At 40.5% G+C, this 20,370-nt stretch carries 19 protein-coding genes and 1 pseudogene; 17 read left to right on the top strand and 3 right to left on the bottom strand.

Annotated elements, in window-relative coordinates:
• Nucleotide 1 precedes the first annotated feature (1 nt).
• The 11 genes and pseudogenes from NQ488_08920 to NQ488_08870 all read left to right on the top strand — a co-directional run bounded on the left by NQ488_08920 (nucleotide 2) and on the right by NQ488_08870 (nucleotide 10,062).
• Entirely contained in the window at nucleotides 2–997 is a 996-nt protein-coding gene (locus tag NQ488_08920; protein ID UWN94705.1) for an energy-coupling factor ABC transporter permease, read from the top strand.
• Nucleotides 990–1,736, top strand: coding sequence for an energy-coupling factor transporter transmembrane protein EcfT (locus NQ488_08915; GenBank protein ID UWN94704.1), 747 nt, complete (start codon nucleotides 990–992; stop codon nucleotides 1,734–1,736). The genes NQ488_08920 and NQ488_08915 overlap by 8 nt, the downstream gene beginning before the upstream one ends.
• The gene (locus NQ488_08910) at nucleotides 1,733–2,440 is read left to right on the top strand and encodes an energy-coupling factor ABC transporter ATP-binding protein (GenBank protein UWN94703.1); all 708 of its coding nucleotides are present in this window, start codon (nucleotides 1,733–1,735) and stop codon (nucleotides 2,438–2,440) included. Before NQ488_08915 ends, NQ488_08910 begins: the two co-directional genes overlap by 4 nt.
• A 44-nt stretch (nucleotides 2,441–2,484) precedes the next feature.
• Complete coding sequence (locus NQ488_08905; GenBank protein ID UWN94702.1) at nucleotides 2,485–3,687, top strand: FprA family A-type flavoprotein; 1,203 nt, start codon at nucleotides 2,485–2,487, stop codon at nucleotides 3,685–3,687.
• A gap of 42 nt (nucleotides 3,688–3,729) precedes the next feature.
• Nucleotides 3,730–5,070 (top strand): hypothetical protein, encoded by a 1,341-nt coding sequence (locus NQ488_08900; protein ID UWN94701.1) that lies wholly within the window; start codon nucleotides 3,730–3,732, stop codon nucleotides 5,068–5,070.
• Nucleotides 5,042–5,743: a glycosyltransferase family 2 protein gene (locus tag NQ488_08895; protein UWN94700.1), complete on the top strand. Its 702-nt coding sequence runs from the start codon at nucleotides 5,042–5,044 to the stop codon at nucleotides 5,741–5,743. The genes NQ488_08900 and NQ488_08895 overlap by 29 nt, the downstream gene beginning before the upstream one ends.
• 19 nt (nucleotides 5,744–5,762) lie before the next feature.
• Entirely contained in the window at nucleotides 5,763–7,178 is a 1,416-nt protein-coding gene (locus NQ488_08890) for an InlB B-repeat-containing protein (protein UWN94699.1), read from the top strand.
• Nucleotides 7,179–7,309: 131 nt separating this feature from the next.
• Nucleotides 7,310–7,674: pseudogene (locus tag NQ488_08885) on the top strand (recombinase family protein).
• A gap of 138 nt (nucleotides 7,675–7,812) precedes the next feature.
• Nucleotides 7,813–9,009, top strand: coding sequence for an FprA family A-type flavoprotein (locus NQ488_08880; protein ID UWN94698.1), 1,197 nt, complete (start codon nucleotides 7,813–7,815; stop codon nucleotides 9,007–9,009).
• Between the two features lie 8 nt (nucleotides 9,010–9,017).
• On the top strand, nucleotides 9,018–9,473 hold the full coding sequence (locus tag NQ488_08875; protein UWN94697.1) for a hypothetical protein: 456 nt from the start codon (nucleotides 9,018–9,020) through the stop codon (nucleotides 9,471–9,473).
• A gap of 40 nt (nucleotides 9,474–9,513) precedes the next feature.
• Nucleotides 9,514–10,062: a prolyl-tRNA synthetase associated domain-containing protein gene (locus NQ488_08870; protein UWN94696.1), complete on the top strand. Its 549-nt coding sequence runs from the start codon at nucleotides 9,514–9,516 to the stop codon at nucleotides 10,060–10,062.
• A gap of 46 nt (nucleotides 10,063–10,108) precedes the next feature.
• Here NQ488_08870 and NQ488_08865 read toward each other — a convergent pair whose 3' ends face one another.
• Together NQ488_08865 and NQ488_08860 are read right to left on the bottom strand one after the other, a co-directional pair.
• On the bottom strand, nucleotides 10,109–11,371 hold the full coding sequence (locus tag NQ488_08865) for a glycosyltransferase (GenBank protein ID UWN94695.1): 1,263 nt from the start codon (nucleotides 11,369–11,371) through the stop codon (nucleotides 10,109–10,111).
• A gap of 433 nt (nucleotides 11,372–11,804) precedes the next feature.
• Complete coding sequence (locus tag NQ488_08860; protein ID UWN94694.1) at nucleotides 11,805–13,088, bottom strand: glycosyltransferase; 1,284 nt, start codon at nucleotides 13,086–13,088, stop codon at nucleotides 11,805–11,807.
• Nucleotides 13,089–13,442: 354 nt separating this feature from the next.
• Between NQ488_08860 and NQ488_08855 the strand changes: the two genes are divergently transcribed.
• From NQ488_08855 to smpB, 6 genes are all read left to right on the top strand, one after another.
• Complete coding sequence (locus NQ488_08855; GenBank protein UWN94693.1) at nucleotides 13,443–14,756, top strand: ATP-binding protein; 1,314 nt, start codon at nucleotides 13,443–13,445, stop codon at nucleotides 14,754–14,756.
• Nucleotides 14,753–15,364, top strand: coding sequence for a Holliday junction branch migration protein RuvA (gene ruvA, locus NQ488_08850; GenBank protein UWN94692.1), 612 nt, complete (start codon nucleotides 14,753–14,755; stop codon nucleotides 15,362–15,364). Before NQ488_08855 ends, ruvA begins: the two co-directional genes overlap by 4 nt.
• 15 nt (nucleotides 15,365–15,379) lie before the next feature.
• Entirely contained in the window at nucleotides 15,380–16,378 is a 999-nt protein-coding gene (gene ruvB / locus NQ488_08845; protein UWN94691.1) for a Holliday junction branch migration DNA helicase RuvB, read from the top strand.
• Nucleotides 16,379–16,453: 75 nt separating this feature from the next.
• Nucleotides 16,454–16,711: a preprotein translocase subunit SecG gene (gene secG / locus NQ488_08840; GenBank protein ID UWN94690.1), complete on the top strand. Its 258-nt coding sequence runs from the start codon at nucleotides 16,454–16,456 to the stop codon at nucleotides 16,709–16,711.
• Between the two features lie 81 nt (nucleotides 16,712–16,792).
• Entirely contained in the window at nucleotides 16,793–19,012 is a 2,220-nt protein-coding gene (rnr, locus tag NQ488_08835; protein UWN94689.1) for a ribonuclease R, read from the top strand.
• Nucleotides 18,972–19,445, top strand: coding sequence for an SsrA-binding protein SmpB (smpB, locus tag NQ488_08830; protein UWN94688.1), 474 nt, complete (start codon nucleotides 18,972–18,974; stop codon nucleotides 19,443–19,445). The genes rnr and smpB overlap by 41 nt, the downstream gene beginning before the upstream one ends.
• 99 nt (nucleotides 19,446–19,544) lie before the next feature.
• On the opposite strand, the gene NQ488_08825 is transcribed toward smpB, so the two are convergent.
• On the bottom strand, nucleotides 19,545–20,153 hold the full coding sequence (locus NQ488_08825) for a helix-turn-helix domain-containing protein (GenBank protein ID UWN94687.1): 609 nt from the start codon (nucleotides 20,151–20,153) through the stop codon (nucleotides 19,545–19,547).
• Nucleotides 20,154–20,370: the final 217 nt, after the last annotated feature.

The following is a 20,370-nucleotide window of genomic DNA, read 5'->3' as shown; positions in this document are numbered from 1 at the left end:
TATGCATATGGCAGACGCACTCGTCGCACCGGCAGTTGCGGCAACAATGTATACCTGCTCGGCAGTGGCAGCAGGATATTCGGTAAAAAAAGTAAAACTGGTGGATGATCCCAAGAGGATCCCTGTGATGGGAGTAATGGGAGCATTTGTATTTGCAACACAGATGATTAATTTTACAATACCGGGAACGGGTTCTTCGGGACATCTTTGCGGAGGAATGCTTTTATCGGCAATATTGGGGCCTTATGCGGGCTTTTTGACAATGATAGGCGTACTTCAGATACAATGCCTGTTATTTGCTGACGGCGGTATTCTGGCACTTGGCTGTAATATATGGAATATGGCTTTCTATGGGTGCTTTATCGGTGCCATGCTGATATGGAGACCGATGATGAGAAAAGGTGCATGCAGGTGGAAGATTATAGCAGCATCGGTAATCGGATGTATTGTGACACTTCAGCTTGGAGCATTTTCAGTATGCCTTGAGACAACAGCTTCAGGTGTAACACAGCTTCCGCTCACGGTATTTGTATCTGTAATGCAGCCTATACATCTGGCTATAGGAGCGGTTGAGGGGCTGATAACGGCAGCAGTCCTGTGTTTTATATATGAGGCAAGACCCGAACTGTTATGGGGGATTAATGATGGAGTGGATAAAAAGCCGGGATTAAGCTACAAGAAAACAGTTATAATTCTTGTAACTGCCGCAGTTGTAATAGGCGGAGGTCTCTCTTTGGCAGCATCGGAATATCCTGACGGACTTGAGTGGTCAATCCAGAAGATAACGGGAGAAGATGAGATAGAGGCATCTGACGGGATATATGAAGCGGCAGCAAGTGTTCAGGAGAAGACAGCGCTGCTTCCTGATTATTCGGTAAAGACAACAGATTCACAGGCAGGTACATCATTATCGGGTATCGTAGGCGGAGCTGCCGTAATAGCACTGTGTTCTTTGTTCTGTGTGATGTTCAGGCTCTTTAGAAGAAAGCATGAGTAAGATAGAAAATGCAATACATGAACTGCATAGAATTAATTCAATGCAGGAAGGAGCAGGACGGTTAAAGGAGGCTGACCCGCTCCTTAAGTTCCTTGTGACAATTATATACATAATAACGGTAGTGTCATTTGATAACACTGATGCTGTCGGAGAGCTTGCCATGATACTGTACCCTCTCTGCATGTTCATTATTGGAGAGCTGAGCGTAGGGTTATGTATAAAAAGAATAGGATATATAATACCTTTTGTGTGCCTCGTCGGGATATTCAATCCTCCCGGATCAATGGTGACATTAATTCTTAAAGGCATTTTTACGATTACGGCGGCGTATATACTCATTATCACAACCGGGATAGAAGATATATGTGCGGCACTGGCAAGACTTCACATGCCTAAGATAATTGTAACACTTGTGCTGCTTATATACAGGTATATTACAGTGCTTCTTGAGGAAGTTAACCAGACTGTACAGGCATATTTACTGCGTGCACCCGGACAGAAAGGAATTGCATTCAGGGCATGGGGACCGCTTACCGGACAGATTCTGCTGCGTTCAATGGACAGGGCATCAGCAGTGTATGAGAGCATGTGCCTGAGAGGCTGCAGAGGTACATTTATTTATAAGAATACAGTACATATGAGACTAAAAGACATTGCATTGCTTGCGGCATTCTGCGGCATAATGGTACTGCTCAGGTATGTACATGTATTTGAAATAGTAGGAGATTTTATTATATGAGTCATATTCATATAGATGTAAATGACGTGTCATTTGCTTATGATAACAGCAGGCGTGTGCTTGAGAATATTTCACTGCATGTTGGAGAACATGAGTCTGTTGGCGTGATAGGAGCCAACGGGGCCGGTAAGTCTACATTGCTGAAACTGCTTGTAGGCCTGTGCATGCCGGCAACGGGAGAGATACGTATTGAAGAGGTTCCGGTACGCAAAGATACGCTTTCTATTATAAGAGAAAAGATTGGTTATGTCTTTCAGGATTCAGACAGTCAGCTTTTTATGTCAACTGTGAGAGAAGATGTTGCATTTGCACCGGTTAATTATGGTCTCCCTGAAGATGAAGTTGCAAGAAGAGTTGATAATGCACTTGCGATGGTTAATGCCACACATCTTGCGGACAGACCTGTATATAAGCTGTCAGGCGGCGAGAAAAAGCTCGTATCGATTGCAACTATACTTTCCATGACACCTGACATTATCCTGATGGATGAACCGACAATAGCACTTGATCCGCGCAACAGACGCAATCTGATATCGGTACTTAACAGCTTTGAGCACCTTAAGATAATAGCTTCACATGACCTTGATTTTGTAAGGCAGGTATGCAGCAGGGTTATATTCGTGTCAGACGGAAGGATAATATATGACGGAAATCCTCAGGATATTCTTGACAATGAAGAATATCTGGTACAAAATGGGCTGTAAACAGGGGATGTATTATTATTCTATTTATTCAGGAGGTAATGATTATGTATTGTACAAGAAATGTTACAGAAGACCTTGTGTGGGTAGGTGGCAATGACCGCCGTCTTTCACTATTTGAGGGCGTTTACAAGGTTCCTTACGGGGTATCTTATAATTCATATCTGCTGCTTGATGAAAAGACGGTCCTGTTAGATACCGTTGATAAGGCAGTTGGCGGTATATTCTTTGAGAATATTGAACACACGCTTAATGGCAGACCACTTGATTATCTGATAGTTAATCACATGGAGCCGGATCACTGTGCAATGATTGAAGATCTTACGAGAAGACATCCGGAGACTGTTATAGTGACTAATGCCAAGGTTGCAGGAATGATTAAGCAGTTCTTCAATTTTGACATTGATTCAAAGTTAAAGCTTGTCAGTGAAGGAGACGAGCTTTCTACAGGAAAGCATAATCTTACATTTATAATGGCACCTATGGTTCACTGGCCTGAGGTAATGGTAACATATGATAAGACAGACAGGATTCTTTTCTCGGCAGATGCATTCGGCTGCTTTGGAGCAATTAACGGAGCACTGTTTGCTGACGAGGTAGATTTTTACAGGGATTATTTTGATGAAGCAAGAAGATATTACACCAATATTGTAGGCAAATACGGAGCACAGGTGCAGGCACTTCTTAAAAAAGCATCTGCAGTTGAGATATCAATGATATGTCCGCTTCACGGATTTGTATGGCGCAGGGATTTTGCTGATTATATTGCAGCATATGACAAATGGAGCAGGTATGAGCCTGAGAAGCAGGGCGTTGTCATTGCATATGGATCAATATACGGCAATACAGAGAATGCGGCTGAGATTCTTGCCTGCAGGCTCAATGAGCTTGGTATAAGAACTAAGATGTTTGATGTTTCTGTTGTACCGGCATCTGAGATAGTTGCGGCAACATTTGAATACAGCCATGTTGTATTTGCATCAGCAACCTACAATGGAGGAATATTCGTGAAGATGGAAGATCTGCTGCATGACCTTGCTGCGCATAATTTCCAGAACCGCACGGTTGCACTGATTGAGAACGGTACATGGGCGGCAATGACAGCAAAACAGACGGCGGAGATTCTTGGCAAATGTAAGAACCTGAATATCCTTGAACAGAAGGTGACAATAAAGTCTGCTGTCAAGCAGGAGCAGAATGAGGCTGTAGTGGAACTTGCAAAGGCTATTGCAGAGACATTGGCAGAGTAAGCAGGGATATAGATAATATTTAATATGTGGATAAGGGGACAGATGAAACTTAATAAGGGCTATACGGATTGCAGACATAAGGGGAAAAGCATTTTTAAAAATGTAATAATGTACACAGGAGTATTTGCTGCAGGCATAGGAGTTATGATACTGCTTCTTGTGCTGACAGCTCTGATTCCTGTGTCTGCAATACAGGATAATATGCAGGAGTCGGCGCAGTATCTGAAAAATTGCGAACTGTTTGGTACTGTTATTGATGGGGCAGAAGGAAGCAGAATAGACAGATATGCAGATTCGATACTTTTAGGCATAGCTTACCAGTATGATGAGGAAAATCCGCTTGAATCTGTTATGATGTCTTCGTATTACCATACATCGTATCTTAATGAGAATGACAACCTGTATCAGGCAGTTACAAAGCATCCTGCGGCTAACCAGCAATACATGAGATACTGGCATGGCTCAACAGTTATCGTAAGACCTATGCTGATGTTTATGCAGCTTAAAAATATATATTTTTTTAATGCGGTTATGGTAGCAATTCTAAATGCGGCACTTATTGTAATGATCATAAGAAGAAAAGCATATTATGCAGCAGTAGGTCTGGCTGTGGGATATATTGCAGCGGCGGTATGGTTTGTACCATATTCGTTGGAATATACATGGGTTTTTATAATCATGCCGGTGGCCGCTATGTGTGCAGTCAGAAGCTGCGATAAAGGCAGATGGTATAATATAGGAATCATATTCTTACTCAGCGGGATGATAACAAATTATTTTGACTTTCTTACTACCGAGACCGTGACATTGTCAGTGCCGCTGCTTATTGTAATCTGCATTGGAATGAATGGAAGATATAAAGAAAGCTTCAGTCCGGTGAAAATACCTGTAAAAGCGGCTGTGACATGGACAGCCGGATATGCCGGAACATGGTGTGCCAAGTGGATTACAGCATCTGCAGTGATGCATACCAGTATGCTGCCGTATGTAACGGAGCATGTGGACGAGCGTATTGGCGGAGATATAGGCGTTGGTACTGTACAGTATATTACAGGAGCAGTTGTTAATAATATAAAATGTCTGTTTCCGGCAGGATATGGCAAAGCAGGAGTGTGGCTGTTTGCAGCAGTTATTTTGTTTATTATTTATATAGGATATGTTTACCATAGTAATGATATTTGCTGGCATAGTATTATTATATATGGGATTGTTGGACTTATACCATATGCGAGATATCTGGTACTGCATAATCATTCATATCTACATTGTTTCTTTACATACAGGGCACAGATTGCAACAATTCTGGCAATGTTTCTGATAACTGGTTCGTTAGTCGACTGGAGGTGGTTTGCAGATGGAGCTGCAAAAAGAACAAAGTCTTAGTCTGTCAATCATAATGCCATGTCTTAATGAAGAACAAAGTGTAGGATATTGTGTAGATGAAGCAAAAACATTTTTAGACAGATGTGCTCTTGATGGAGAGATAATTGTTGTTGATAATGCCTCGACAGACAACTCTGCCGAGGCTGCACTGAAGCATGGCGCAGTTGTCGTATATGAACAGTCAAAAGGGTACGGAAGTGCAATCAAGGCAGGCATAAGGCAGAGCAGAGGCGATGTGATTATTATAGGAGACTGCGATACGTCATATAATTTTGACAGAATAGGACTGATGTATGCTGTACTGGCATCCGGCAAGTGCGATGTTGTTATAGGAAACCGCTACGAGGGCGGGTTTGAAAAGGGGAGCATACAGTTATCGCATGTGATTGGAGGTCGTATTTTATCATGGTGCGCAGGCAAAAGATTCCAGTGCGATATATATGATTTTCATTGCGGATTAAGAGGAATTACGCGTACTTCAGCGCAGATACTTGACTTCCAGACAGACGGGATGGAATTTGCAACAGAGATGATTGCTGCCGCAAAAAAAGCATGTCTCGATATTGGCGAGGTGCCTGTGAAGCTCAGAAGATGCAGGTATAAAAGGAAGTCAAAATTAAGAATGGTCAAGGATGGCATGCGCCATTTGAGATATATTGTGAGAGCAAAATAATTTAATAGCAGGAGGAAGAATGAAGGAATTAATAAGGGAGAGAAAGAAAAGATTTGCTGCATTCTGTATTATGTGTGTCATGCTGGTATATTGCACAATGCCATATATTGCGAATGCTGCAACTTACAAGGTTTCCGATGCTGGATGTGATCTTACGAATAATATTCAGATGGATCCGGACAAATCTGACAGGGTGCTTGCAGGAGATAATATTAAGCTGTATTGCGGCTCAAGTCCTTACATAGGATATATTGTTAATTACATCGATACTGATGGAACTACACTAATTGAGACATTTACAAGCACTGCAGGTAATGCATCAGATACAGAGGGTGATTATTATGCATTGACAGTTCCGGATTATTCAGAGCTGTCAGGAACAAGGGCTATTCCATATGAGCAGTTTAAAGAGTGGAAGGTAACATATGTATATGCGTCAGCTGGATGGAGTGCTGAGCTTTCATTACAGGCAGTGCCTTACGAGAAGAAGAATATAACATACGCTGCTTCAGGTCTGCCATCAGGTGTTACAATGAGCAATTCAAATCCTGCCGGATATTATGTTGGCAAGGAGGATATTACACTCATTGATGCAGATGCACCTGGTTATGTATTTGAAGGATGGTATACAGACGATACTTTTGCAACAAGAGTCAGCATGATATCTAAAACAGAATCGCAGGATATTAATCTTGTAGCTAAGTTTACGGCTGCACCTGTAATAAGCAGAATAAATTATCACCTTGACGGCGGCAGCAATGGAGCTGGCAATCCATCAACATATACAGAAGGTACAGGAGTAGCGTCACTGACGGACGCTTCCAGGACAGGATATACATTCGATGGCTGGTACAGTGATGCAGCTTTAACAGCAAGAGTGACATCAATATCAGATACACAGACAGGTGACGTTGATTTGTATGCGAAGTTTACTGCAATACCGAATCTAAACCCGAATCCGGTGCCAATATCAAATCAGACACCAGATGAATCAGATGAAGATGACGAACCAGAGACTTTCAGTATAACATATGTCCTCAATGGAGGCGTTAATGATATCTCTAATCCGGCTCATTATGAATATGGGACGGGCGTAAGCAGTCTGAAACCGGCAGTTAAGGCTGGATATACATTTACAGGCTGGTATAGTGATGCCGGGCTTACCAGAAAGCTATCTTTAGTATCAGAAGAACAGTCTGGCAATATAGTATTGTATGCAGGATTTGTAACTAATGCAGAAATTGTCCAGCCGGATGCTGACATAACAGATGCTGGACAGGATGCTGGACTTAAAGCGCCTGAAAATCAGAATGAAGCAGCACAGGAAACTGCAAAATCACCGCAGACAGCCGATACTGCTCCAATTATGATGATTGTGCTTGTTATGGCATCTGCGTTAGGAATGATAATGGTTCTTACAGGAAAGAGAGCATAAGAAAAGAGAAAGTTATCTTAATATAATTGCATAAATTGGTATAAGCATAGAGCAATAATAAAGGGAGCATCAGAAATGGTGCTCCCTTTTTTGGAAATTTTGTACTGTAGCTGTTATTATATGTAAATATTTTTGAGAGGTCAGAATATAAGAAAATGCTTAAGAAGCTGGATGAAGATTCAGTACTCTATATAAAATCAATCGACAGGCTCGGACGTAATTATACAGAACTTAATGAGCAGTGGCGGATTATAACAAAAGAAAAAATGCAGATAATGAAAGAATTAATATAAAACAACGTCAGGCAGAAGGTATTGCAGCAGCGAAAGCAAGAGGTGTAAAATTCGGGAGACCGTCAATACCTATCCCGGATAATTTTAATCAGATGCACAGGGCATGGAGAGAAGGAAAAATAACGCTGGAAGAGGCGGCAAAGGCATGTAATATGTGTAGCAAGACATTTTACGGTAAAGCAGTAAAGTATGAACGATTCTGAAATAGTATACTTTTAGAGAAAAAAATATTAATTTAACTATTTTTATAAAAAAATATGTTTTATATGATATAATGAGTGCAAACAAATTCGGAAATGAGGAGCGGCGTGAGCATGGAACTCATTCAGGAGGTAATGATTATGTATTGTACAAGAAATGTTACAGAAGACCTTGTGTGGGTAGGTGGCAATGACCGCCGTCTTTCACTATTTGAGGGCGTTTACAAGGTTCCTTACGGGGTATCTTATAATTCATATCTGCTGCTTGATGAAAAGACGGTTCTGTTAGATACCGTTGATAAGGCAGTTGGCGGTATATTCTTTGAGAATATTGAACACACGCTTAATGGCAGACCACTTGATTATCTGATAGTTAATCACATGGAGCCGGATCACTGTGCAATGATTGAAGATCTTACGAGAAGACATCCGGAGACTGTTATAGTGACTAATGCCAAGGTTGCAGGAATGATTAAGCAGTTCTTCAATTTTGACATTGATTCAAAGTTAAAGCTTGTCAGTGAAGGAGACGAGCTTTCTACAGGAAAGCATAATCTTACATTTATAATGGCACCTATGGTTCACTGGCCTGAGGTAATGGTAACATATGATAAGACAGACAGGATTCTTTTCTCGGCAGATGCATTCGGCTGCTTTGGAGCAATTAACGGAGCACTGTTTGCTGACGAGGTAGATTTTTACAGGGATTATTTTGATGAAGCAAGAAGATATTACACCAATATTGTAGGCAAGTACGGAGCACAGGTGCAGGCACTTCTTAAAAAAGCATCTGCAGTTGAGATATCAATGATATGTCCGCTTCACGGATTTGTATGGCGCAGGGATTTTGCTGATTATATTGCAGCATATGACAAATGGAGCAGGTATGAGCCTGAGAAACAGGGTGTTGTCATTGCATATGGCTCAATATACGGCAATACAGAGAATGCGGCGGAGATTCTTGCCTGCAGGCTCAATGAGCTTGGTATAAGAACTAAGATGTTTGATGTTTCTGTTGTACCGGCATCTGAGATAGTTGCGGCAACATTTGAATACAGCCATGTTGTATTTGCATCAGCAACCTACAATGGAGGAATATTCGTGAAGATGGAAGATCTGCTGCATGACCTTGCTGCACATAATTTCCAGAATCGCACGGTTGCACTGATTGAGAACGGTACATGGGCGGCAATGACAGCAAAACAGACGGCGGAGCTTCTTGGCAAATGTAAGAACCTGAATATCCTTGAACAGAAGGTGACAATAAAGTCATCCGTAAAGCAGGCTCAGAATGAAGATATCGATGCACTTGCAAAAACGATTGCAGGGACATTTTAACTGCTATTATGGAAAAGATAACTCACATAATTTGTTTTGCCGTTAAGCTTATAATAGCTCTGCTTATAGTTGGAGGCATGGTATTCATCATTACTGTTAATTCAGTGTGCAGAACGGCTTTTGCCACTTTTACATCAGCATTGGCATATGGCTTGCTGATGTGCTCATTTTTCTTTTTTTACTTTTATCACAGTCAGGAAGTGACCTGTGAAAGGTATGAGGAACACGTTGGAGCCAAAGGCGGCAAGATAAGGACCATAGGCTTTTATTACACAATGGACGGTAAGTTGATGACCGGAGAAGCGTATGTAATGAAAAAATATAATACCGGGCAGAAGCTTCAGGTGATTATATGTTACAAAGCTTCACTTAAGCTGCATAATCATGACAGGCTTACACGTTCACTGACGTTTGGTGCGGGAATTGTGTGCGCGGGTTTATACATGGCAGGATTTTTTGTATAACTTGATATGTGCAAGAGACAGCGCAGGAATGGGGATTGTTATGAAATTGATCAAAGGAAGACCTGAGAATAAAGAAGGCAGACTTGATAAGGAGATACGTGTGTATGACCTCCTTGACAGCCTGGGTATGGAATATTACAGAACAGACCATGAACCGGCTACAACAATGGAAGTGTGCAATTGTATAGACAGCATTCTTGGTACACTTATATGCAAGAATCTGTTTTTATGCAACAGACAGAAGACGCAGTTTTATATGCTTATGATGCCGGGAGATAAGGTGTTTAAGACAAAGGATCTGTCTAAGCAGATAGGCTCTGCAAGATTATCATTTGCGGATGAGGAATATATGCAGGAATTTCTTGATATAACACCCGGCTCTGTATCGATAATGGGACTTATGAATGATAAGGACAATAACGTGCAGCTGCTGATAGACAGAGAAGTCCTTGAAGGAGAATCTCTTGGATGTCATCCGTGTATTAATACTTCAAGCCTCAGACTTAATACTAAAGAGGTTATGGAAAAGTTCCTTCCGGCAGTCCATCATGAAGCAATAATTGTGGATCTGCCGAGATATGAGGAATAATCCGGAATAGTTATAACAAACATACTGTGTGGGGAGATAGGCATAATTACCTCCCCCCATTATTCATATATTCCTTAAGTTTGCTGATAAATGATGTAATTGAAGGCAGATTATCTTTGCATGAACATATCTTTTCAAAACTACTCCTGCAGTTTTGAATCTGCTGATTCATATATTCAGAATCGTGCATGTATCTGTGAATGATATCGCTCATCTCATCTATTGTGTGACATGTGAATGCGTTACCTACACTTGCAACGTCACAGCTGGGAAGTGTTAATACAGGTATTCCGCATTCAATCGCATAATATGCGCCGGTCGAACCGCCCTGTCTTGGAGAATTAAGAAATAAATCACCAATACTTACAGCACCCTTAAAATTACTTACAGCCCCTGTAAATACACATTTGTTATAGAAGTCACAATCTTTAAGTGTGTTTTTTAATAAAGGGCAGTCACCGATAAAGACAAATACTACATTATCTTCAGTTGAAGAGATATCATTCAGAAGTTGTATGAATCTTTGGCGAATCTCTTTGTCGAGACGGTTGCCTGCTATTATAATAGCAAATTTATCTTCATCTATGCCATAATCACTTTTGACCTGAATACATCCGTTGGAGCCTGACAATTCTTCGACGAATGGCATATCATATACATGCTGGTAATTGAGCAATAAATCATTGTATATCCTGTCATCATCTTCTGTGTACGGAAAATATCTGATATAGATAGAAGATGTACTGAGGGCAGGTTTGTTGATACACGGCATGCAGCATACAGTTGTGATGTTGTTGCACAGGTCAGCGATAGGATTGCATCCACCTACATTGATTACAAATAACGGATTATAATCATAAATCAAATCAAAAGTGCGACGTGCCATCTGCTCATAGTTGCTGTTAGAGAAAACAATATTATGTCCTTTGATATCTACGCCAAGATAATTTATATTAAAATCACCAGCCTGAGAAAAAATTTTATTCTCTATAGAAGGTCTATACCAGTTAATTACATTCTCATCCTGAATTTGACCCATATATTCTATAAAGAGGCATACTTCATACCCAAGCTTTTTTAACCAGTTAAACAGATTTATGATAATAACTGTAGGTGCATGTCTGTCAGAGTATAACATGCGGCACATGATTGCTATTCTGTCTTTGTTGCGCACATCATATGGTACGAATGTATATGATTCCGTGAGTGAATTGAGCTTGCTTATATTATTCTGATATATTGAAAGTTGTTCTTTGTAAAAGTCAGCCGTATCAATTTTTAAATCTGTTGAAAATGAAAAAGAGCTCATCTGAAATATTATGTTCAGGGCATCAATAGGAGAAATACCGGATTGGGATATTGTATGTTGTATATGGATGATGGCTTCAGCAGAGTTGAGTGTCTTTAACAGATATGACATGAAAAATATAGTTATATATGTATCATTTTGCTCATTGAAGAAATCAGAAATATATTGAAAACAAGTGCTGCGTTCGTTGCTGTTGAGAACATTGTATGTATCTTTCAGAACGGAGGAGTATAGTGTAATATTTTCATTGTCATTATTTACAAATGAGCTTATAATTTTATTAAATGTCGATAGAAAATCAGCGATTGTAGGATTATTCATATGTTAGTACCTTTCAATATAAATTATATAAATATTAAAAATGCCATCAGTACTTGTTTAATGAACAAACTGATGGCATTTTTAAGTTATGTGATGGTCATATTATTGCAAATTACTTAGCCTGCATCTCCTCAACAGTCTTTACACATGTATGGGCGATTGGCTTCCACTCAACCTTCTTGAAGAGTGCTACAATAGCAATCGGAATATATGTAAAGATGTAAACAGGGAATGAGAAGAGATACAAAAACTTCTTAAATCCGCTGCATCTTATCTGCTTCCATTCTGTAATAATTGTAAGCAGTCCTACGAAGAAGAGCATTGCATACATATTAACAAATGTGAAGAGAAGTGACTTTGCTGCTACCGGGAAAAGTACCGGAACAATTGAAGGTTCAATAACACATGTTACAAGACCTGCAAGGTTAACAAGGATACATGTAATTGTAAGCAGTGTAGCAGGTGCGATAGTCATAAGCATGTCATAGCATGATGTGAAACGCTCTTTCTTGTTGAACATTGTAGAAATAAGCTGCCCTGCATACTTGAACATTACCTGGTAGAAGCCCTTTGACCAGCGCATGCGCTGATTCCATGACTGCTTGAATGAAGTAGGCTGCTCATCGTAGAGAATTGCCTTCTCACAATATCCGATACGCTCACCCTTAATGGCACTTACGATAGAGAATTCAATATCCTCTGTAAGGAGGTGGTACTTCCATCCGCCATTAGCCTTAACAATAGCACTGCTCATAAGGAAACCGGTTCCTGATACGGCGCAGTTTGTATTCATCATCATTCGTGGGTTGTTGAGGAACTTAGCCTCACGCAGGAACCAGAGACCATATCCTGCTGTAAGCCAGTTAGTGTCATAGTTCTTAGAGTTACGGTAACTTGTGATTACACGGTAACCCTTATCAAATACTTTGTTCATCTCGCGAACATAGTTACGGTCAATAATGTTATCAGCATCGAAAATGAAATAACCGTCATACTTCTCAACGCCGCCCATCTCACTGTCAATACGGTTAAATGCATAATCAAGAGCGTATCCCTTACCAACAAGCATATGATTGAAACGCTCAAGCACGATTGCTCCGTTGCTTCTTGCAATCTCTGCAGTATTATCCGTGCAGTTATCAGCAATAACAATTACATCAATGAGCTCGGCCGGATAATTCTGACGGCGGATACTCTTAATCAGATTCGCTATTACAGAGCTTTCGTTACGCGCTGCTATAACAAATGCAAAACGGTGTAATGTCTTAGCCTCTTCATCAAAATGATCTTTCTTCTTCTCACCTACCAGAGCTACGATAACATAGATAATCTGGTAAAAATACAAAAGTGTAAGAATTGCGAAGACAAATAAATTGAAACCATTAATGAATGCCATTGTCTTTTTAAAACTCCTTTCGTGATAAAAGCTTTTGCTTTGATGTTCCCCTACATGCTACAACCACATCGGAATGATTATAACATTGATAAAAGTAAAGTCAATCATCATTTTTACTAAATTTTATGTAAAAAAATTGCGATTATCACATAAATATAACTAATTCAGAGATAACCGTTGATTCACCGATAGATATAATACCATTAATATTGTTATAAGGAAAGTCCTATTTTAAATACATAATTAAATGCACAACATTTATATAATTGAATTGCAATTATTATATTGAAGTTTTATATAATGTGCGGTATTATTAATAGTAAAAATAGAACAAACATACGATTGGAGGCTGTGATGCATAATATTATAGCAAAGCTGATTATTTACGGAAATCTTGATAAGGACAGCATCCTGTATAATCTTGGGGATATTTACAGAAGATTTACAAGTGGTGAGGCAACTAACGGAGAGCTTATTAATGACATATATGCACAGGTGCGCAAGCTCCTTGTTGTGGCAACTGATTACGGATTTGATAAGAATCTATGGCACAACTATCTTACATTTCTTCTTATAACCAATGAGAATCCATTCAGTATTACATGTGAGAAGGTCGGGGCTAATGATGGCAGTGTTAATGCGTTTGCCAAGAATGACTTCAGTGTATTTATGGAATTGTTTAATTTTGATTTTAAACCCATTGAGAAAGCACTTGGAATTGACTGCTTTACAAGACTCTGTAACTATAAGGCAATAGGTAAGAAAGAGCTTATGTATAATAAGAATGTAAGCGAGAAGGTACAGGCCCTTAGTGAGAAGCTTGAGAACGCAGCTGATGAAGAAGAATTCTTTGCACATGTAACACAGTTCTATAAGGATTACGGTGTTGGAATGTTCGGACTTAATAAGGCGTTCAGAATAAGCAGCCGTGGCGATGATATTGTATTTAATCCTATTAATAATATGGACAAGGTTATGCTTTCAGATCTTATAGGATATGAGATCCAGAAGAAGAAGCTTGTGGATAATACGGAAGCATTTGTTGAGGGGCGTAAGGCCAATAACGTCCTGCTGTTTGGTGACAGTGGTACAGGTAAGTCAACAAGTATTAAGGCGATTGTCAATGAATATTATGACAGGGGCCTTCGGATGATTGAGATATATAAGCATCAGTTTAAAGATCTGTCTAATGTGATAGCGGCAATCAAGAATCGTAATTACAGATTTATAATATATATGGATGACCTTTCTTTTGAGGAATTTGAGATTGAATATAAGTTCCTTAAGGCAGTTATAGAGGGTGGTGTGGAGACAAAACCTGATAATATCCTTATATATGCAACATCTAACAGACGTCACCTTATTAAGGAGACATGGAATGACAGAGATGATGTTGAGATGGATAACGGAATGCATAAGTCAGATACTATGGAGGAGAAGCTCTCCCTCGTCAACAGATTCGGTGTGACTATTAATTACTCCAAGCCTTCACAGAAGGAGTACTTTGGCATTGTTACGGGGCTTGCAAGGAAAGCAGGAATTAAGATGTCTGATGAAGAACTTTGTGCGGAAGCTAACAAGTGGGAGTTAAGCCACGGCGGAATATCGGGAAGAACCGCGCAGCAGTTTATTAATTATCTTCTGGGAAGCAGGGAGGTTGCTGAATGATTTCCTATATAAAAGGAGAACTGACGGAAGTATCGGAGACATCAATAGTTGTTGAGACTTCGTCCGGAATCGGAATGAATATTATTGTGCCGCAGACGGTTATAGATAAGATGCCTTCGTGTGGGAGCATGGTTAAGATTCATACATATCTCAATGTCAAAGAGGACTCTATGACACTGTATGGTTTCATTAACAGGGAAGATGTTGATATATTCAGACTCCTCATCACAGTTAATGGAATAGGCCCTAAGGGAGCTCTTGCAATACTCTCGACGATAACACCGGATGACCTCAGATTCGCGGTATTGTCAGATGATGTTAAGGCAATCTCCAGGGCACCGGGAATAGGTGCTAAGACAGCACAGAGAATGATAATAGAACTGAAAGATAAGCTGAAGCTCGAAGAAGCATTTGAAATAAGGCTGTCACATGAAGAGGTTGACGACCTTCCGGCAGGAGATGCAAGGAATGACACAGTACAGGCGCTGGTTGCTCTCGGATACGGAAGAAGTGAGGCGGCAAGGGCTGTTAATATGGTCGATGGTGCTGATTCAATGGACAGTGAACAGCTTATTAAGGCGGCACTTAAGAAGCTTGCCATGATTTAAAGGGAAGAATGTTATATGGAAAGAAGAGTAATTTCAACGGAGAGCTTTGTTGAGGATGAGAAGCTTGAGAACAGCCTGCGTCCGATGAAGCTTGAAGAATATATAGGACAGGAACGCGTCAAGAGCAACCTTAAGGTGTATATAGAGGCTGCCAGGAATCGTAAGGATGTCCTTGATCATGTACTTCTGTACGGACCTCCGGGACTTGGCAAAACGACACTTGCAAGTATTATTTCCAACGAGATGGGAACGAATCTTAAGGTTACGTCAGGACCGGCAATTGAAAAACCCGGTGAGATGGCAGCAATTCTTAACAATCTCAATGAGGGTGATGTCCTGTTTGTTGATGAGATACACAGACTTAACAGGCAGGTTGAGGAAGTCCTGTATCCGGCAATGGAGGATTTTGCAATTGATATAGTTATCGGCAAGGGGGCTTCTGCAAGGTCGATAAGGCTGGATCTTCCGCATTTTACGCTTGTAGGGGCAACAACAAGAGCCGGACTTCTTACGGCACCGTTAAGAGACAGATTCGGTGTTGTCAGCCATCTTGAATTCTATACAACAGAAGAGCTTGAGCGGATTATCAGACGTTCAGCACAGGTGCTTGGCGTGGAGATTGATGAAGAAGGTGCACATGAGCTTGCAAGAAGGTCAAGAGGTACGCCTCGTCTTGCTAACAGAATGCTGAAGCGCGTCAGGGATTTTGCCCAGGTAAGATATGATGGCAGGATTACAAGAGAAGTTGCCGATTATGCACTTAATCTCATGGATGTGGATAAGGACGGTCTTGACCGTAATGACAGACTGATCCTGTCTACTATAATTAATAAGTTTGGCGGCGGACCGGTTGGAATTGAGACGATTGCAGCAGCCGTAGGGGAGGATGCAGGTACACTGGAAGATGTATATGAGCCATACCTTGTGCAGAATGGCTTCATAAACAGGACTCCGAGAGGAAGAATGGCATCTGTACATGCATATGACTGCCTTGGAATAGATAAAACACTGTAATGTAATATTATTATTGTTTTTTGATAAATGATATGATATAATTCAATCTATGTGATTATATTTGGAGGTATTGTGATGTTTGGAATGTCTTGGGCAGATACCATAAGAATTTTTCTTATGATTGTCTTTGTAATTGTATGTGTAGTGTTAACTGTTATTGTATTGATGCAGGAGAGTAAGTCATCAGGTCTCTCAGGAACTATTGCCGGTGCGGCTGATACATACTGGGGCAGGAACAAGGGACGTTCTGCGGAAGGTAAGCTTGTTATTCTTACAAGATGTCTTGTTGCAGCATTTCTGGTGATTGCATTAATTCTGAATATCAACTTTTAATGATGGGAACACTCTTGTAATCAAGAGTGTTCTTTTTAGAAATAAGAGAAGTATGTGCCTGCGGAATAAGAGGAATAATATATGGACGAATTTGAGAGAAGGAAAAAGTTAATAGAGGAGCTTGTTAAAGATGAACTGTATGTCCCTATGAAGATTAAGGAGCTTGCAATATTTCTTCAGGTACCTAAGGAACAGAGACAAGAGCTTGCGAAAGTCCTTGACAGCCTTGTGGAAGAAGGGAGAATAGGGCTGACCAGGAGAGGCAAGTATACAAAGGTTGAGAATACATCATATACCGGAGTTTATGAATCTACAAAGCGTGGCTTTGGATTTGTTACGGTTGAGGGAATGGATGATGATATTTTCATACCTGAGAGCGCAACAGGCGGAGCATTTCACGGCGACACGGTAAGAGTGGCGGTAACTAAGCAGCATGCCGGGAAAAAGCGCATGGAAGGCAAGGTTATACAGATTGTTGAACGTGGAATAAAAGAACTTGTAGGAACATATCAGGATAACAGGACATTTGGCTTTGTTGTGCCTGATAATGCAAAGATAAGCTGTGATGTATTTGTACCGTCTGATAAGTCAATGGGAGCCATGACAGGACATAAGGTGGTTGTAAAGATTACTAATTACGGAACGGCTACAAGGAATCCGGAAGGAGAAGTTACAGAGATAATAGGTCATATCAATGATCCGGGAACAGATATTATGTCAATAGTGAGGGCGTATGATCTTCCTGTTGAATTTCCTGAAGATGTTATGACAAGCCTTAAGAATATTCCGTCTGAAGTTGATGAGAAAGATAAGAACGGAAGGGTCGACTTAAGGAATCTCAAGACTGTCACAATAGACGGTGAGGATGCCAAGGATCTTGATGATGCAATAACGCTTGTCAAGAATGATGATAATGGTAAGGTGACATACAGACTGGGAGTCCACATTGCTGACGTAAGCCATTATGTTACGGAGAAGAGTGCGCTTGATAAAGAAGCATATAAGAGAGGGACAAGTGTATATCTGGTAGACCGGGTAATACCTATGCTGCCCCACAAGCTGTCTAACGGAATATGTTCTCTTAATCAGGGAGAGGACAGGCTTGCGTTGAGCTGTATTATGGATATAGATTCCAATGGCAGCATCACAGGACACAGGATTGCTGAGACTGTGATTAATGTTGACAGGAGAATGACATATACAAGCGTTAATAAGATAGTTACTGACAGGGATGAGGATGAGCGCGCAGCTTATGCGGATTTTGTCAGTATGTTTGAGGATATGGATGAACTTGCTTCAATTCTCAGGGAGAAGAGAAGAAAGCGCGGTTCGATAGATTTTGATTTTCCCGAGACTAAGATTATACTTGATGATAATGGCAATCCGGTTGAGGTTAAGCCGTATGAACGTAATAAGGCAACGAGAATTATAGAGGATTTCATGCTTGCTGCCAATGAGACGGTGGCAGAGGATTATTTCTGGCAGGAGATGCCATTCCTTTACAGAAGCCATGAGAACCCTGACCCTGAGAAGATACAGAGGCTTGCAACATTTATCAATAATTTTGGATATTCTATTCACAAGAACAGCGATGAGATTCATCCTAAGGAACTTCAGAAGCTGCTTGCAAGAATCGAAGGCTCTGATGAGGAGATGCTTATCAGCAGGCTTACGCTACGCTCCATGAAGAGAGCACAGTATACTACAGAGTGTGTAGGTCATTTTGGCCTTGCTGCCAAGTATTACTGTCATTTTACATCACCTATAAGAAGATATCCCGATCTGCAGATTCACAGAATAATAAAGGAAAATCTGCACGGAGGAATGAATCAGAAGAGGCTGAAGCATTATGATTCAATACTTCCGGAGGTTGCTAAGCATACCAGCCAGACTGAGCGCAGGGCTGACGATGCAGAACGTGATACAGATAAGCTTAAGATGGTCCAGTATATGGAGAATCATATAGGTGAGGAGTATGAAGGCGTTATATCGGGAATGACATCATGGGGAATATATGTGGAACTTCCGAATACAATAGAGGGAATGGTTCCTGTTACATCTCTGAAGGATGGATATTATACTTATGATGAGAATCACTATGAGATGGTTAATGATCTTAATAATAAGACATATAAGCTTGGACAGCGTGTTACCATTAAGGTTGCCGGAACTGACAGAATGCTTAGAACCATAGATTTTGAGATGGTGAGCGCTGCTGAGAATGTGCAGTCATCACATATGGAGAGGAGTGAGCAAAGCAATGGCAAGGCCAACAGAAGGAAGAAAGCTCATAGCAAATAACAAAAAAGCATATTTTGACTATTTTATAGAGGATAAGTATGAAGCCGGTATTGAACTTCACGGGACTGAGGTTAAGTCACTCCGAATGGGCAAGTGCAGTATAAAAGAGGCATACGTCAGAATAGAAAACGGTCAGGTGTATGTCTGCAATATGAATATTACACCTTATGAGAAAGGCAATATTTTTAATAAGGATCCGCTCCGCCCGAAGAGACTACTGCTTCATAAGTCGGAGATTAACAAGCTTGCTGCACAGACAGCACAGCAGGGATATACGGTTGTACCGCTTCAGGTGTATCTGAACGGAAGTCTTATTAAGATGGAGATAGGACTTGCAAGAGGCAAAAAGCTCTATGATAAGAGACAGGATATAGCTAAAAAGGATCAGCGAAGAGAGGCGGAAAAGGAATTCAAGGTGCGCAATCTCTACTAATCCAATCCGGCTGATAAGATGTTGCCGGTATTCTGTGTCAGTATTATATACTAATATGAAAATATAATTAAAGACAGGCTCTGTGTCTTCATGTGGATATCATGAAAGATGCAGAGCCTGTTCGTGCGAGAGGAGAATCGACTTGGCAAGAATGTCATTGTTGGAATATATTCCCTGACGGGCATATTCGGCAGCCTTGTCGGCATATGCTACCGCATCACAGGCGTTGCCGCAGTCCGCAAGCTGTCTTGCGTATTCGTAGCAGCTTCTGGCACCGATGGCACAATATTCATCATGAAAAATATTATCGCCATCTGTGGGAATATTATCGATGTCACGGCATATTGTATCATAGCGGCCTTCGGCAAAAAACTGCTTGTATTGCATTAGGCGGCTGATAAGTGCGGATGAACCGGAAGCTGATGAATTATCCTTCTTTGATAAAAAAATACCGGCTGATTCTGCCACTGCCGGCTTAGTGATGCATGTGTCCGAATCTGATGAATACTCAGAAATCTCCTCTATGTTAATATGTATGTCCAGAACATCCATAAGATACTGAAGTGTGCGCATGGATGGCGCTGCATTGCCGTTCTCAATCTGGCTTAACATGTTACGTGTAATGAAATCACCTACAACTTCACTCTGAGTCATCCTGCGTGCAATTCGTGCTTCCTTAATTATACGTCCAAGTTCGGCATTAGTCATTACTTTCACCTCCGGTTATTATTGGGTAAATTACATTTACATTTTATATGATGATATTATCATTACAAATTGAAAAAATCAAGCAGATTATAGGAATTTTATATTTTAAAAACACATTGACAAATATAACGGCAATGTTATAATAAAGGTAAATTAAATTTACATACAGCAACAAAAGTAAAATATGTAATGTGGGCGGAATGCCTGCGGAAAGAGG

It is taken from the genome of [Bacteroides] pectinophilus, assembly GCA_025146925.1.
GTDB lineage: Bacteria > Bacillota > Clostridia > Lachnospirales > Lachnospiraceae > Bacteroides_F > Bacteroides_F pectinophilus.
Note: the sequence above shows the minus strand (reverse complement) of the source record. Positions and strands in the feature narration are given on the sequence as shown.